Source organism: Pseudoalteromonas sp. 0303, assembly GCF_013349995.1.
Taxonomy (GTDB): domain Bacteria; phylum Pseudomonadota; class Gammaproteobacteria; order Enterobacterales; family Alteromonadaceae; genus Pseudoalteromonas.
Map to the genome: position 1 here is coordinate 16,497 of NZ_JABVXF010000032.1, position 16,379 is coordinate 32,875.

Annotated in this window: 15 protein-coding genes; 8 read left to right on the plus strand and 7 right to left on the minus strand. The window is 40.4% G+C overall.

The window, feature by feature from the left end; all coding sequences use genetic code 11:
* Positions 1 to 17: 17 nt before the first annotated feature.
* Together maiA and hmgA are read right to left on the minus strand one after the other, a co-directional pair.
* Complete coding sequence (gene maiA, locus HUS62_RS17490) at positions 18 to 647, minus strand: maleylacetoacetate isomerase (RefSeq protein ID WP_063530108.1); 630 nt, start codon at positions 645 to 647, stop codon at positions 18 to 20.
* Positions 647 to 1,951, minus strand: a complete 1,305-nt coding sequence (hmgA, locus tag HUS62_RS17495) for a homogentisate 1,2-dioxygenase (RefSeq protein ID WP_175080609.1) — start codon at positions 1,949 to 1,951, stop codon at positions 647 to 649. The genes maiA and hmgA overlap by 1 nt, the downstream gene beginning before the upstream one ends.
* 103 nt (positions 1,952 to 2,054) lie before the next feature.
* Here hmgA and HUS62_RS17500 point away from each other — a divergent pair, with 103 nt between their 5' ends.
* The 5 genes from HUS62_RS17500 to HUS62_RS17520 all read left to right on the plus strand — a co-directional run bounded on the left by HUS62_RS17500 (position 2,055) and on the right by HUS62_RS17520 (position 6,978).
* Positions 2,055 to 2,510: a MarR family winged helix-turn-helix transcriptional regulator gene (locus tag HUS62_RS17500; RefSeq protein WP_175080610.1), complete on the plus strand. Its 456-nt coding sequence runs from the start codon at positions 2,055 to 2,057 to the stop codon at positions 2,508 to 2,510.
* 94 nt (positions 2,511 to 2,604) lie between these two features.
* Entirely contained in the window at positions 2,605 to 3,417 is an 813-nt protein-coding gene (locus HUS62_RS17505; protein WP_062565497.1) for a hypothetical protein, read from the plus strand.
* Entirely contained in the window at positions 3,417 to 4,457 is a 1,041-nt protein-coding gene (locus HUS62_RS17510; RefSeq protein ID WP_054563064.1) for an extracellular solute-binding protein, read from the plus strand. Before HUS62_RS17505 ends, HUS62_RS17510 begins: the two co-directional genes overlap by 1 nt.
* The gene (locus HUS62_RS17515; protein ID WP_175080611.1) at positions 4,457 to 5,956 is read left to right on the plus strand and encodes an iron ABC transporter permease; all 1,500 of its coding nucleotides are present in this window, start codon (positions 4,457 to 4,459) and stop codon (positions 5,954 to 5,956) included. Before HUS62_RS17510 ends, HUS62_RS17515 begins: the two co-directional genes overlap by 1 nt.
* Before the next feature lie 11 nt (positions 5,957 to 5,967).
* Positions 5,968 to 6,978: an ABC transporter ATP-binding protein gene (locus tag HUS62_RS17520; RefSeq protein WP_175080612.1), complete on the plus strand. Its 1,011-nt coding sequence runs from the start codon at positions 5,968 to 5,970 to the stop codon at positions 6,976 to 6,978.
* Between the two features lie 377 nt (positions 6,979 to 7,355).
* Here the strand turns inward: HUS62_RS17520 and HUS62_RS17525 are convergent, their stop codons facing one another.
* On the minus strand, positions 7,356 to 10,472 hold the full coding sequence (locus tag HUS62_RS17525; protein WP_175080613.1) for a TonB-dependent receptor: 3,117 nt from the start codon (positions 10,470 to 10,472) through the stop codon (positions 7,356 to 7,358).
* Between the two features lie 34 nt (positions 10,473 to 10,506).
* Positions 10,507 to 11,370: a S1/P1 nuclease gene (locus HUS62_RS17530; protein ID WP_175080628.1), complete on the minus strand. Its 864-nt coding sequence runs from the start codon at positions 11,368 to 11,370 to the stop codon at positions 10,507 to 10,509.
* Positions 11,371 to 11,588: 218 nt separating this feature from the next.
* On the opposite strand from HUS62_RS17530, the gene HUS62_RS17535 reads away from it, so the two are divergent.
* Positions 11,589 to 12,491 (plus strand): hypothetical protein, encoded by a 903-nt coding sequence (locus HUS62_RS17535; protein WP_175080614.1) that lies wholly within the window; start codon positions 11,589 to 11,591, stop codon positions 12,489 to 12,491.
* Positions 12,478 to 13,425 carry a hypothetical protein gene (locus tag HUS62_RS17540; protein WP_258536808.1) on the plus strand — a complete coding sequence of 316 codons (948 nt, stop codon included), beginning with the start codon at positions 12,478 to 12,480 and terminating at the stop codon, positions 13,423 to 13,425. The genes HUS62_RS17535 and HUS62_RS17540 overlap by 14 nt, the downstream gene beginning before the upstream one ends.
* 58 nt (positions 13,426 to 13,483) lie before the next feature.
* Here HUS62_RS17540 and ushA read toward each other — a convergent pair whose 3' ends face one another.
* From ushA to HUS62_RS23520, 3 genes are all read right to left on the minus strand, one after another.
* Positions 13,484 to 15,091 (minus strand): bifunctional UDP-sugar hydrolase/5'-nucleotidase UshA, encoded by a 1,608-nt coding sequence (gene ushA / locus HUS62_RS17545; protein ID WP_175080615.1) that lies wholly within the window; start codon positions 15,089 to 15,091, stop codon positions 13,484 to 13,486.
* A 75-nt stretch (positions 15,092 to 15,166) separates the two neighbouring features.
* The gene (locus HUS62_RS17550; protein WP_054563072.1) at positions 15,167 to 15,364 is read right to left on the minus strand and encodes a hypothetical protein; all 198 of its coding nucleotides are present in this window, start codon (positions 15,362 to 15,364) and stop codon (positions 15,167 to 15,169) included.
* 231 nt (positions 15,365 to 15,595) lie between these two features.
* A complete protein-coding gene (locus HUS62_RS23520) occupies positions 15,596 to 15,664 on the minus strand; it encodes a hypothetical protein (protein WP_350338400.1) in 69 nt (22 codons plus the stop codon).
* Here HUS62_RS23520 and HUS62_RS17555 point away from each other — a divergent pair.
* A complete protein-coding gene (locus HUS62_RS17555) occupies positions 15,642 to 16,349 on the plus strand; it encodes a peptidylprolyl isomerase (protein WP_350338401.1) in 708 nt (235 codons plus the stop codon). The genes HUS62_RS23520 and HUS62_RS17555 overlap by 23 nt on opposite strands.
* Positions 16,350 to 16,379 lie beyond the last annotated feature (30 nt).

Genomic DNA, 16,379 nt, shown 5'->3' on the forward strand with positions numbered 1-16,379 from the left:
ACTACAAATCTTAAAGCCTAAATTGCATCTGGCTGATTTTGTGGTGCAGCATCAATAAAGGCATCAAGCTTATTACATTGCTCATATACAGCAGCAATTTTAGGGTACTTGGTCATATCAACCTTAAAGCGCAAGGCATTAAATACTTGCGGCACTAAGCACACATCAGCAAGCGTTGGTTTGTTGCCCACACAAAAAGTATTCGCTTCATCAAGTAGTTTTTCGATACTCTCAAAGCCAACTTCTACCCAATGCTTATACCAGGTCGTTTTTGCTTCTTCATCAACACCAAGATCGTTAGCCAAGTACTTTAATACACGCAAATTATCGATAGGGTGAATATCGCACGCTACGGCATAACATAAATTACGGATCTGAGCTTTTTGCCATGCATCACCCGTTAAAAGAGGCGTTTCTGGATGAGTTTCTTCTAACCACTCTAAAATAGCCAGCGATTGCGCAAGTACACCTTGCTCAGTTTCAAGTGCAGGCAATAACCCTTGTGGGTTTTTAGCTAGGTACTCGTCGCTTTGTTGTTCTGATTTTAATAAATTAACCGTCACCAACTCGTGATCAATGTTCTTTAAATTAAGCGCAATGCGAACTCGGTATGCAGCTGATGAACGAAAATAGCTATAAAGTTTCATTATACGTCCTGTTTACCTGTGAAATGTTTTTTAATAGTGCGCCAACAGTCTGTGTAGTTAGGCTGACGCTCTTTACCTTCAAGGGCATATTTAGTTGGTGAAATAACGTAACGCGATTCGAACATAAATGCCAAAGTGTTTTCGTAGCGTTGTGGTTCAAGCTCAGCATTTGATGCTTTTTCGAATACATCTGCTTCTGGACCATGTGGCGACATACAGTTATGTAAGCTAGAACCACCAGGTACAAAGCCATGCTCTTTGGCATCGTACACACCTTCGATTAAGCCCATAAACTCACTCATAATATTACGATGGTAATAAGGTGGGCGGAAAGTGTTCTCAGCCACCATCCAACGTGGAGGGAAGATAGCAAAATCGATATTAGCGACACCTTCTGTACCCGATGGTGATGTTAATACAGTAAAGATTGATGGATCTGGGTGATCGTAACTTACTGTATTCATAACATTGAATCGAGCAAGGTCATACTTGTAAGGTGCACTGTTACCCGTCCAAGCAACCACATCCAATGGCGAGTGGCCAATATCACAACGGAACATATTGCCATTGAATTTAGCAACGAGTTCGAAATCACCTTCTACATCTTCGAAAGCCGCTACAGGGTAGTGGAAGTCACGGTCATTAGCATAACCATTTGCACCCACTGGGCCGCGCTCTGGTAAAATATAGGCATGGCCATAGTTTTCACAGATGTAGCCACGTGCTGTATCAGTAAGCAAATCGACAGCAAATTTAATACCGCGAGGAATTACGGCAATTTCTCCAGCACGAACGGTGAGTTTTCCGCACTCGGTTCTAAGTAATAGCTCACCTTGTTGCGGCACAAATAACATTTCACCATCAGCATTATAAAAGTAACGGTGTTGCATTGATTTATTAGCGACATAAATATGAATACCAATACCTGTTTGTGCATTGGCACTACCGTTGGCAGCCATAGTGACTAAACCATCTATAAAATCAGTTGGCTGTGCTGGAATTTCAATTGGATCCCAACGTAGCATTGTCGGTGGTGTTGGCACTTCTGTGATAGGAGCTGTACGAATAAGGCCATTATCAATTGGCGTGTAATCACCTTGTATTACTGACGGGCGAATGCGGTAAAACCAAGTACGACGGTTATCAGCACGGGGCGCTGTAAATGCCGTTGTGCTGAACTGCTCAGCATATAAATCGTATTTAACTTTTTGCGGGCTGAATTGACCGATAGGTAATGCACCGGGTAATGCTTCGGTTTCAAATTCATTACCAAAGCCTGTCATATATTGTAATTCGTTATTCATCACTAGACTCCTGAAAGGTTTTAGGTAAGATACTCTCATGTGAGACTAAATTCAAACTACACTGAATTTACTTGTGTAAATATTCTTTGACAGTAGTGCAGCCATGACGACAGATAATCAAACAACGCTCGATTTAAAACAGTTCTTACCTTATTCATTAACCAATATTGCAATGCAAATGAGTGAGCAGTTTAGTGAGCTATATCAACAGCAGTTCGATTTAACCGTGCCACAATGGCGTATAATTGCGAATTTGGCCCAATATGGCGAGCGTACTGCCAAAGAATTATGTGATATGGCACAAATGGATAAATCAACGGTGTCTCGTGCAGTAAAGTCGCTATTGACCAGAAACCTTATAATAGCCAAAGAAAACCCTGAGGATAAACGCGCAAATTTATTATCACTATCCGTTGAGGGGAACCGTTTGCATGAGCAAATTGTGCCATTAGCAAACGAGTGGCAAGCCGGTTTAGTGAGTGACTTAGATAGCCAAGAACTTAAACAATTTATGAACACTCTTAGTAAGCTTTCCAATCACTTAAATAAAAGTGTGTAATTCTGTAATCAAGGCTTTATAGCAATTGATTTAGACAATCGATACGTATATGATAATGGCTATCATTTACAATTAGAAACTTGGATGTCCCCCTATGAAATTAGCGTTAAACACCGTTAAAACACTAGGTCTTAGCCTAGTATTAGCATCTACTTTTATTGCCCAACCTGTATTGGCAAATGGCCCAATTGGTGAGCACGTTAATCATCTAAAAGAAAATTTAAAAGATTACTCAGAAGACGTTGAGTGGATGATCGGTAAAGTTGACACCATGGTTACCGATTATGAAACAAAAGGCGCAAAAGCAGTTAAAAGCGATGATTTAATTGAATACTGGGAATCAGTAAAGTTTCACAGTGCGATTGAAACGAATTATGTACCGGTTTATGCATCAATCTGGCAAGGCATTTATGGTATCAAAATGGCCATTGATGACAAAAAACCAGCAAGCGAAGTACGTGAGCACCAAAAGGCCTTAAATGCTGCCTTGTGGCAGGGTCTTGGAGCTGTTAAACTTGCTGCCGACTTCCAGCAAAAAGGCTTATTAAAAGCTGTAAAAGCAACTGCTTCTGAAACAATGACGCAAAGCGCTACTATCGATGAGATCAAACATAAATTAGACCGTGTTGTTGCAAAATACGCAGAACGTTTAAGCGATGAAGCAACGCAAATTGTACACGATACTTACCTTCACTTATTCGAAGGTGTTGAAGGTACACTTATCGAAAAAGATGCGAAGTTAGTAGAAGTTCTCGAAAAAGATTTTAACGTAACCCTGCCTAAAGCTATTTCTGATAAAGGGTCTGTTGACCAAGTACGTGCAGTGGTTGTTGATATGCAAGAAAAACTAGATCGCGCTAAGGTGTTACTAGAAGAAGCCGAAAAAGCACGTAAGGATGTATTTTAGTGAAGCGTAGGACCTTTATTCAAGGCCTGGCTGCGTTTGGGGTAGTGGGCGCAATGCCACTACCTCTTTCTCGTGCCTTTGCAGCCTCTGCTGCAAGCCCAATTTCAGTGAAAGACTTACCCGCCCTAGAGGGTGACTTAACCTTATATTTAGGCCGTGGTGAAGGTGGTTTGTACGAAAACGTACTGCAATCAATCCAAAAGAAAAACCCAAAACTTAATTTATCAATTCGTCGTGGCCCAACTGCTGCACTTGCCAACATGATTGTGGCTGAAGCGAAAGCGGGTGTTAAACGTGCTGATTTATTTTGGGCCGTTGACTCAGGCGCGATTGGCTTAGTCACAGACGCAGGTTTAGCTAAACCGCTACCAAGTGACTTAGAAGCGCAATTACAACCGCAGTTCCGCTATCCGGGCTGGGCACCAGTGACAGGTCGTATTCGTACATTACCTTACAACACTAAGCGTTTATCAAAAGATCAGATCCCAGATAGCATAATGGCCATTGCTGATAGCGATTTATCAATTGGTTGGGCACCTGCTTATGCTTCTTTCCAATCATTTGTCACGGCAATGCGTATTCTTGAAGGTGAAGATAAAACCGCTAAATGGCTTAAGAAAGTTCAAAAACGTTCGAAAACCTATGCCGGCGAGCTTGGTGTAGTGATGGCCGTTGAACGTGGTGAAGTGGATATTGGTTTTGCAAACCACTATTACACGTTACGTCTTAAATCAGGTAAACCAGATGCAAACCTTGATCTTGCTTTCACCAATCAAGATGCCGGTTGCTTAGTTAATGCATCAGGTGTGTTATCGCTGACAGACAACCCGAATGCAATGAACTTTATGCGCTACTTACTAAGTTCTGAAGTACAAAGCTACTTAGCACGTGAAGCCTACGAAATTCCATTGATCCAAGGTATTGACCAGCCAGCTGGATTACCAGCCTTAACGGATGTGTCACCGCCGAAAATCGATTTAACTCAATTGGCAGATTTAAGGCCAACACTCGACCTTATGCGCAGCAGCGGTGTTTTATAATGCGCATACCTGCTTCTTATCCCATGGCGCTGCTTGCAGCACTTTTGGCGTTAGTGCCAGTTTATATTCTGATCACTTTAGCTAGTGATGCGACGGCTGTTTTTGATAGTCACAATTTAAAAATTCTTGGTAACACTTTATCACTTATGGTGTTAACTGTTTTAGGCTCTATTTTAATTGGCGTGCCTCTGGCGTTTATTAGTGCCTATGTTCAACTTCCTTTTAAAAAGCTTTGGCTTGTTTTGTTTGCATCTCCACTTGCTATTCCAAGTTATATTGGCGCGTTTACTTTATATGCAGCTTTTGGCCCCGGTGGTGAAATTAATCAACTGTTAGGCTTTGAAACCCCGCCTATGTATGGCTTAACGGGGGCCGCTATTGTAATGACGCTGTACACGTTTCCATTTGTAATGCTTACAACGCGTTCGTCTTTACTTAGTCTAGATGCCAGCATGGTAAACGCGGCTCGCACTTTAGGTATGTCGATGCCGATGAGTGTGTTTAAAGTCATATTACCGCGTGTAATAAACGGTATTGCGGCGGGCTCATTACTGGTTGCACTTTATACTCTATCCGATTTTGGTACACCGGCGATGATGCGCTTAGATACCTTTACTCGCGTGATCTATGTTGAATATAACGCCTTTGGTCTAAGCCGAGCAGCGATGTTATCGCTACAATTAATGGTGATAGTAGGCTTTTTACTGTTCATCGAATCACAAATTAAAACTGCTTCTGAGCGCCACGGTAGACCGCTAATGTTATTTCCATCAAACGGGCAAAAGTTAGCCATGCTAGTGACTTTTCTACCGGTTTTATTACTTGCTATTTGTTTACCGTTAGCCATTTTTACCCTTTGGCTTGCCCGGGATGGTGTTGCTGATTTTGATTTCAGCATTGCGTGGAATTCTGCTTATGCATCTGGTATTGCGGCTATTGTTGCTGTTGTCGTTGCTGTGCCTGTAGCGCATGCTGCTTTAAGCGGTAAAGTAGGGCGCATTATGGAACGAGTCACTTATTTCGGATTTGGTATTCCGGGTATCGTAATGGGGACGGCGCTTGTTTATGGTAGCTTGCAATTACCTCTTTTATACCAAACTCTGGCATTATTAGTGATAGCCTACGTGCTACGCTTTTTACCGCTGGCAGTTGGCTCTGTGCGTACCAGTACAGAACACTTAGACTCGAGTTTAATCAAATCGGCACGTGTATTAGGTGCCAGCCCTCGTGAAGCATTTATGCGTATTACCTTGCCTTTAACACTACGCGGTATCATTGCTGGTGCAGCCTTGGTATTTTTAGAATCAATGCGAGAGCTTGAAGCGACCTTGTTACTTGGCCCAACAGGGTTTGAAACCCTATCAACTTATTTATGGCGAGTTTATGAAGCAGGTTATTTCGGTCGCGCAGCCATTCCTGGCCTATTGTTGGTAGTGATATCAGCATGTGGCTTAGCTATAATGCTCTCAGGTGAAAAGCGCAGTCAATTAGAACATTAAGGATCAGTTTAATGCTATCAGTTAGTAAGCTGTCTATCGATTATGGTAGCAATCGTGTGGTAAGTGAACTTAACTTATCACTTGGGGAAAGTGAGATCCTCATGCTAGTTGGTCCAACTGGCTGTGGTAAAAGTACAATTTTACAAGCGTTAGCTGGGCTTATTCCTATCAGCGAAGGCGAAATTAATTTAGGCTCATGGCGTGCAACACCCAAGTTAAAAGTACCACCAGAAAAGCGTAAAGTGGGTATGGTATTTCAAGACTTTGCGTTATTCCCGCATTTAACAGTGCAGCAAAATATTTGCTTTAGATTAACAGATACCTCAAAAGCAGATCACTGGATTAAGTTACTGGGTCTTGAAGCATTTCGTGATAAAAAGCCCGCTACCTTATCAGGTGGTCAAAAGCAGCGTGTAGCTCTTGCCCGTACACTCGCTCACGAACCTGACTTCGTATTACTTGACGAGCCGTTATCCAACCTAGATGCCGCTTTAAAAGACACCCTTCGTTGGGATATACGCAATGCATTAAAAGATGCGGGTGTACCTGCAATTTGGGTAACCCATGACCAAGAAGAAGCCTTATCTGTCGGTGACCGAGTTGGTGTACTTAAAGAAGGCATTATTCAGCAAATCGATACTCCTGAACGCTGTTTTAACTTACCAAGCAATCGCTTTGTAGCTCGCTTCTTAGGTGAAGCAAGTTTCATTGCCGGTAATTGTGAAGGTGATATTGCCACAACTGATTTAGGTAATGCACCAGCGATTAGGGTTGATCATGATACTGCGAAGGTTGATGTATTACTTCGCCCTGATGATATTCACCTTATTCAAAATGCAGCTACTAGCAACGGTAAAGTGACATGGGTACGTTACGAAGGTGGCAGCCGCTTATGCGCTGTAAAATTAGCGTGTGATACTGTAGTGACAAGCCGAGTAAGCCATGAAGTGATGGTACGCCCAGGTGATGCAGTGCATGTTTCTATCAATACAACACACCCACTTGCGGTTTACGCAGCTTAAATAAAAATATCTGTGCAGGTCTTACTGGCCTGCATTTTTTAGAAAGCTTTCGGCCCTCAGACGCGATGTAAAATATGTTACCTAGTAACTTGCTTCCTTTCCTCTTAAAGCTCGTAACTACTATTTTTCCCGGCTAAAGCCAGTCCTACGAAAGAATTTTTCAGGTTTTAGGATTTAGGCACTAGTTTCAGATACAAGGACGCGATGTAAAATCGCGGCTATTAGTAACTTGCTAACTTTACTCTTGAAGCTTTACTCTTGCTAACTTTCCCTTAGTAGCTTTACTCTCTTAACTAGTAACTCGCTAACTATCTCCAAAACGTATAAAGCCCGCCAGTAGGGGCGGGCTTTTGCTTTATAACAAGGTTAACTCGTTATTAGAATGTGTAACGAACACCTACACGCATTTCCCAAACTGATGCACCGCTTTGAGTTGCAGTTTTACCATTGTTAGGGCTGAAGTCAGAGTATACGTAACGACCTTGGTCATCGATTGATGTTTTGATCATACGGTTACCAACGAAGTTACCTTTCTTAAGTACACCCCAGTCATCGTTTAACATGTTTGTTAAGTTATCGATAACGAAGAATACTTCACCTTTGTGACCAGGCATGAAACCAGGTAACTCTTGAGTCATCTTAAAGTTAACTTTAGTGAACCAATCAGCATTTTGGCTGTTACGACCAACGATTTCACCGCGTTCAAGGCCTTGAGCAGAAATCCACTCGTTAAACTCAGTTACTTCTTCAGGAGTCATGTCGTAAACAACGTTAGGGTCATTTACCTCAGGGATATACATTAGCTGACGGCTACGGTTTGAGTTGCTATCACCCCAAACACCATCGCTACCGTTATATGTATAGCTGTAAGGAAGACCTTTGAATGTTTCGCTGAATAGGTTGAAACGTGTGTTGTAACCATCAAACAACTCAGTTGTGTAACCTAATGTCATAGTAAAGCGATGCGGGATCTCGTAATCAGATGTGCGTGCACCCGGGTTAGTTGGATCGTATGTCGCCATGTTACCGTAGTTAGAGCTCGCTACAGAGCTAGTCATTGGGTTAACATCTGTTGAATCTGTGTAAGCGTAAGCTAGTTGTACGCTAATACCGTTATCAAAACGCTTACTCATTGCAGCAGAAATGATGTGAGATTCACCACTGTCGCCACTCACATTAGTAAGTAATAAGTCACCGCGACGACCTTCTTTAGACTCAAGAATTGGACGACCATCAAACGTTGTGTTGCCAGAATCTTGCAACGCGATGTCTTGGATAATTGCAGCATCTTTACGTTTAGTGAATAAATAATCTAGTGAGAATACATACTCATCTTCAGTTGTGTATGTTGCACCTACTGAGTATTTCCACTCTGAAGGCATATCGAAGTCAGGGTCAACAGCATTTACTGATGAATCGCCTGCACCGATAGTTGTATTAGCAACTTCATCAAACATATCTTGTGGCACTTCGTAACCTGGTGTACCACCATTCACTGTCGGTGTATTGAATAAATCAACATCTTCACGATAAGTACCAATGTTTGTGATACCGTCGTTCGAGTAAGAGTTAGATAACCAAACATTCGGATTACCACCAGAGAATAGGCCAACACCTGCACGTACTTCTAATGCATCAGTTGCATACCATTCAAAACCAACACGTGGTTGAATTAAATCGATACCGTCGAATGTTGATTGGTTGCTGAAACCGTAGCGGTTAGTGAAGTTTTCATTGTAGTTAGGATTGTCGTCACTTGTGTATTTGTCGTAACGAAGACCAAACGTTAATGTTGCATCCAAATCTGTAAAGCTGTACTCATCTTGAACATAGAAAGTGTGTTGAGCATATGAGAAGCTTGCAGCAGCATCAGTTGGATCGTTAGTACCAGCAGCATTGTTATAGTAAATACGTGCAGCTTGACCAGCTTCAAAATCATCTACAGAATCAAAACGCCACTCACCTTGAGTGTGCTGTACGAATTGGTTAAATACGTCTAGCTTTTCGTACTCATAACCACCTGTTATCGTGTGTTGATCAAGGTAGTATGTACCTGCAAGTTTTACAGTCGTTGTTTCATAGTCTAGGTCATTTGATTGACGCGAGTCATCTGGACCGATATAGATAGTACCACCGCCTGCAGCATCAATTTGCATTTCACCAAAGCCGCTCGCTGCATCTAAAGATTGTACTGTTGCATCTAGCTCAGATTTACCAATACGAACTTCAGTTGAGAAGCTATCTGACCAATCTGAGTAAAGTGAACCGATGATTGATGTAAACTCAGCACCTTGCTTGAAGAAGTGATTATCTAAAGCTACTGTATCGCTGTATGCATCTGATTGAGATAGCGTGAAAGCGTCATTGTAGTTATAGATTAAGTTTGCACGGTGATCGTCATTAATGTTCCAATCAAGTTTAACTAAGATTTTTTCATCTTCAACTGGTGCGCTTGATGGCATGCCACCTGCGTCATAACCGTAAACGTCTTGTGCGATTTGTTGTACACGAGCAACGTCTGCAGCTGAAACACTACCTGTATTTAAACCGCCGTACTCGTACTGTTTAACACCTTCAACTTTCTCATAAGATGTGAATAAGAAAAGGTTATCTTTGATTAGTGGTAAACCAACGTTGAAGCCGTAACGTTTTTCAGTGTAATCACCGTTATCGTAGTCTTCGCCTTCGATTTTGTCGCCTTTCATTGAATCATTTGTGTAATCGAAGAAAACACCACCGTGTACTTCGTTACCACCAGATTTAGTAACTGCGTTGATGTTACATGATGTGAAACCACCGTATTGAACATCAAAAGGTGCTAGCTCAACTGCAACTTGCTCGATTGAATCAAAAGAGAAAGGAGCGCCAATAGTAGGGTAACCGTTTGAGCTCAAACCGAAGTTATCGTTCATACGAACGCCGTCTAGCGTTAAGCTGTTGAAACGTGGGTTACCACCACCACAGTTGATTGAACCGCGGCTATCATCGATTGTTACACGTGGGTCGATACGAATGATATCTTTTAAGTCACGGTTGATAGCTGGTTGGTTTTCTAAATCTTCAAGTGTGAACGTTGCAGCTGGGCCTGTACCACCAGACATACGGCTGATTGGACGACCAGTAACTACGATTTGTTCTACATCAGATTGTCTCTCTAACGTAACATTAACTGGGTAGTCAGCACCCACTTGTAGGTTGATGTTGTTGAATGTTTGATCTGCGAATACGTCAGAATCTACAACAACGCGGTAAGGACCACCTACACGTAGGCCTTTTGCTGTGAAGTAACCCGCATCGTTCGTTTCAGTTTCTTTAGTTGAACCTGAAGGTAAGTGAACGATAGTAATCTTAGTTCCTGCAGCAGGGTTGCCGCTAGGACCTTTGATTTGACCCTTGATAGCAGATGTTGTTTCATTTGCTAACGCTGCACCACTCACACCAACACATGCTGCAATAGCAAGTGATAGAGCTGTTTTGCGGAGTTGGATTTTCATTATGTTATTTCCCGTGTTAGAGGTTATGTTTCATTTATAGTTTGCTGTCAGTTGGCATCTTAAGTGCCTTTACTAACGGTTTTGCTGATTTATCAAATAGACTATTTAATAAACCTGCCAATCTTATACCGCCCTGTTGTAGGCGAGTTTTAACAACTGGTAAGTTTTTATAGATATAACTATAACTTACGTTTGTTTCATTTTCTTTATACAGAGAGTTTGCAATGTTATTAGATTCGATTAACCAATCGCTAGGTGAACTGGCAAGATAGTCCTTTATTAACGCTTGATTTGTTGTATTTATAAATTGCGCAAACTCAGTATAGGACAAATTTTCATTTTCAATGAGTTTTGTGTCCCACAAGCTATGTAAATTGGTATCTTGACCGAAGAATGTGACAGAAATATTGTTGCCGCCACGATCTTCACCACGACCAGCATGAAAAGGTTGATGGCTATCACCAACAAGATGAACTAAAAAGCGCAGTGCGAACTGTTTTTCACCTAGAGAAGCTTTTTGGTTTTGTAATACTGAGATTGAATATTCCATGCCTTCGAGGATATCTGACACGGTTTCTTTGTTATGGTGGGCATGTGAGTCGTAATGAGGTTTAGCATCGCCTTCTTTAAAGTTAATGTAATGCCAGCGCGAAGATTTCTTTTGCCAGAATTTTTCTGGAGCAGAACGCATTTCATCAGCCCACGTTGCTACCTGTGGTAAAGAATCACCATCAAGTAAAGGAACTAATGCTTGCTTGGTGGTGTCTGTAATATGCTTAGATGCAATTTCACCAATAATACGGTGACCATTCTGACCCCATGCATTAGCCGGGTTACTTAACACAGCTGAAATAACTGGTGTCGATAACAGCAACATTTTTATTGTTTTTTGTAACATTGACTCAGTGTCCAAAATGAATGTGCCCTGAAGCACGATTTCTTGATGCATATTTTCCTGAATTTAAAAGCAAATAGAAAGGACTCAATAAGATTCATAATTTCTTGTTCATATATGTTATTTATCAATAGCTTAAAATATTTAGGTAAAATTACTTGTTGTAATAAGTAAGAATAATTGTTCAAATAGAGACAACGGAGCATTGTTGGCTATTAAAATTGAATTTAAGAACAATACTAATAAAAAAATCGTCGATTGTTACATTTTTGTTTCTAGCAGTTATTTTGTTTTTTTATATCGGAATTTTGCAGGGTAAACCGGCTGTTTCTGACATCGATGCATTTATTGAAACGTCTTTCCAATGTGATACTAAATCAGAGGTTAATCTCAACGAGTTGGTGGTGTATTCATCTGGCAAAGTATTGGCTGAGGATGTTGCTAAAACTTTGTGCGCTGATGACATCATTAGTAAACAATACGGCAAGGTCACCTCTTATTGGGGTTATAAAACATCTGACACAATTGAGTTTTTAGGTAAAGGGATTGCAGATTTGATCCTGGCTAAAGAAAACTTGATTAATGCCTTTATGGCCGAGTCAACCTATAACTACCAAGCGGTTGTTGGCTTTCCTGACTACACAGCTTATTTAATTTCTAGTAAAGAAAAGCCACGCATTGAAAAAAGCTACTTTTTAGATAAACATATTGGTTTGCTTGATTACCCAACGAGCCGCTCTGGACACATTTTACCTAAACAATTATTTAAAAAATTAGATATCAACCTAGAAAACCTTAATATCACTTACGCAAGTTCCCATACTGAATTAAGAGAGCTGCTTGCAAGTGGTAAGGTCGATTTAATTTCTTCTTATTGGCAAGACAGCGACCAGCAACGTTTTTCTAAAAACTACATTACGCCTATACGTGACAATATAAGTGGTAGTCGTTGGTATTTAAAAATGCAGGATGAAAACACAGACCTTTTATGTGCAGTTCAAGCGCAGTTAACCCAATTAGCACACAATCAAAATTCTCATTACTTTAATCATGTTGAGTCTTTTTGGGAATGTGAGTCGACTCATCAAACAATGAAAGTAGGGGATAGCAATGCTGCCAATTAGAGTAAAACTTGCTTATGGCGGAGTATTTATAAGCTGTTGCTTGGTTTTATTTGCCAGCTTTATTACAGCAAAAGCTTATAAGACAACAACTAATGATGCCCTGACTCTAGCAAAAGTTGAAAACCGCATTGCCCTTGATTTAAACCATTTAAATTTACCTGATGATTTTTTAAAGCATTCAGGTAGTAAAGATATGGTACTCAATTATATCGCGCGTCTTAATGCACAATTAGCTGACTCTGGCGTGATGGTTTACTCCATTGAGGGGATCTCTGATTATCCTGCTCGTGCAGATTTAATCACTAAGCAATTGCATGCACCACAAAAATCATTAACTGTTAGCTTTGTTGTGGCTTCGTCTTTATTTGCTAAAGATGATATCGCTGTGTTGATTTTGGTGTGTTTATTTGCAGCTGCATTTACTTATTTATTATTTATAAGTGAACGCACTAAAATCCAAATTGCTAAACATGAACCAGAAGTTGCAATTCAGGCAGAAGAAAAGCCTAAATTGATAGTCGATCTTCAAAGTAAGACTTTAGCTGCTAGCTGTGCTGTTGATAAAACAGTGGCGCTTGCTAATAAACCGCTGTGCTTTTACCTTGCATTGGTTGAGTTCTGTATTGAACATCCGGATGTAGTGCTTAATCAAAATAAAGATGTACCAGAAGAATTACTGACTTTAGCAAACAAGTATTTTTACCGGTTAGTAGAGCTTGGTCACACAATACGTAAGCGCCCAAACTTTACCAATAGTTTAGAAAAAACATTAAGTGAAATTCGGGCAGCACTTGATGAAGTTTGGCAAGAGCAGCCTGAGATAAAAGAAACCTATTATCCACCTAAGGCCCATGGTGAAGGCTCCCGTTCTAGATTACATCATTATGGATTGAAAGCGATTGAGATTGCCGATATTGAAGTCATTGGGAAGTAATCTAGTTTAAAAGTAAAAAGGGAAGTCACTGACTTCCCTTTTTCTATTTAACTAGTCTTTATTTAGGAGCGTATTCAGCCGCTTTAACAGGACTATTTTGCTCAAAGAAACGTTTTAATGCCTGTGCATCTGTATCATCTGTACTCACAAAGCCTTTTTTATTGGTAAGAGTAGGGTAACCATCACCACCAGAGGCATTATAGCTGTTAATGCTCATACGATAAGTTTTAGCCATATCAAGTGGTTTACCGGCAATTTTAACATCAGATAAAGTGTCGTTATCGCGCTTAAAGCTTAGCTTATAGTATTGTAAGTAAGCACCTGAATCAGGTGGGAAAGAAGTAACAACTTGTAAATAGTCAAATAGCTCTTGGCCTGTCATATCAATATAGGTGATACGGTTTTTAAAAGGATGAACTTTTAAAATATCTTTATAACTTACATCGCCTGCTTGAATGCTATCGCGAATACCGCCACCGCTTATCAAACCAAAATCAGCACCCACTGACTGCATTTGTGCAGCAATAATAACGCGTGCTAAGTTTACTTGCTCATAGCGTACTTTATTGCGGTCACCTTCAAGTTTTGCATCCACGTTACCTATTTTACCAGCAATTTGTGCTGCGCCTTTTTGCTGATAAACCGCAAGGATGTCTTGTAAGTTTTTGTTTGGTTCAATGTATTCAGCCGCTAGCTTTTTATTACCGTTTTCATCATCGATATAAAGATTTACAGGAATAAGTGAGTAATTGAGCAAAGTTAATTCATCGTTTTCTAATTTGAATTCAGCTTTACCAACATATTTACCCCACTCATGGGCTTGCATGATCCAAGTACCATTTTGTTGGTCAGGCTTACACTCTTTACCTGGCATAAAGCTTTTGTCAGCAACATTGGCTTCTTTCATACACACAGGCTCTTGTGAATGACCGCCAACAATAATATCAAGCATTCCTTTTGGTAAGTTGCGTGCCATAGTTACATCACCGGGTGCATTAATACCAAAGTTAGCATCAACATAGTGACCCATGTGAGTAACAGCGATGGTAATATCTGGGTTGTACTGTTTATCAATTTCTGGAGCTAACTTTGCAGTAACGTCTGTAGGGTCTTTAAATTCTAGGCCACCGATATATTGCGGGTTACCGATTTTAGCGGTATCTGTGGTAGTTAAGCCGATTACAGCAATTTTAAGCCCATTCTTTTCGAAGATTTTATAGCCTTGGTAACGAGTTTCACCAGTTGTTTTATCGATGATATTAGCTGATAGAAAAGGGAAGTTTGACCATTTTTGTTGTTGATCAAGTACTGCCAGTGGATTGTCAAACTCATGGTTACCAATTGCCATGGCATCATAACCAATTAACGACATACCTTTAAAATCGGGCTCCGCGTGTTGTAAGTCAGACTCTGGAATACCCGTATTGATATCGCCACCAGAAAGCAGTAAAACAGCATGGCCTTGTGCTTTAGCTTCGGCTTTTAGTTGATCAATTAAAGTCTTACGAGCAGCCATGCCATATTCACCTTGTTCGTTATGCCAAAAACGACCATGGTTATCATTAGTATGAAGCAGAGTTAAATATTGGGCTGAATCAGTATTATTAGAAGAGGAGCTACATGCGGTTAGGGTAACCAGTAGCGATGTTAGTAAAAAAAAGCGCATAATTGTTTGCCTGAATAGAGCAGTAGGTTAATTATGCGCTTAGTTTAAACGACTTAAGTTTAAATTAAATGTATTTTATAAACTTTTGTCGCTATTTTCTGTATTTAGTTGTCCTGTTGCGGCAAGTTGTCTGCGTTGTAGTTCTTGTTCTGCGTAATGAGACTTTTGATGATTATTGCCGACCATCCAATTTAAAAAACTAGCGGGTAACTTACTATAAGGCTCACCTTGGTGTAGGCCAAAATCGCATATTGCGTTCTCTTCATTCGCCATGGTTCATTCCTGTGTGTTCATTATTGTCGTGCTGATACTAACAAACTGAGCCTATTTGATAAGACGATTTTGATTTATTCTTTAAATTTTTTATAACCATAATGAATACATGGTGTAAATTAATGTAACTGAGATGTAATTGCTTTGGCGCGTTTTGTGTAACTGTTTTGTTTGCTATTTAAGCGTCTGTCTATTTTGTTTAAGCTTCTTGCAGTTTTATAATAAAAATTATCAGGAAAGATAAACAATGAAAAAACATCTACTTGCAACTGCTTTATTGGCTAGCTGTTTTACAGCCAATGCTACTATTGTTGAAATGCAGACAGATCTGGGCAGTATTACTGTTCACCTTTATGACCAACATACACCTGTTACCGTTGAAAACTTTTTAAACTATGTTGCAGATGGCAGCTACGACGGTACGGTTATCCATCGCTCAGTTGATAACTTTGTATTGCAAGGTGGTGGTTTTAAATTTGATACTGATTTTGAGGCGATAGAAACTGCTGACGCTATTACCAATGAGCCAGAGCTGTCGAATGTTAAAGGTACCATTGCAATGGCCAAGCTTGGTGGTAATGCTAATAGTGCGACAAGTCAGTGGTTTTTTAATTTAAAAGATAACAGCGCTAACCTCGACTTACAGAATGGTGGCTTTACTGTTTTTGGTGAAGTAACTGTACAGAGTATGGATGTTTTAGAACAAATCACCTCTTTAGTTCACTGTGGAGAAATCCCAGTAGTAAACCTTAATGAAGAGCAGTGCCCAGATACAACATCAGGTTTCAGTGGTGAAAACTTATTTTACATTAACAGCGTGACTGTGATTGATGATGATCCGAATTCGTCTGCTTCTTTGTCACCAAAAGAGAACACGCTAATTGATGAAGATAACTCTTCAGACAATGGCGGTGGTAGCTCAGGCGGGAGTCTTGCGTGGATGCTATCTTTATTAGCTCTTGCAGGCTTTAGTCGTCGTAAATAATTCCAATCAATAAAGTTAATAAGGCGCTAA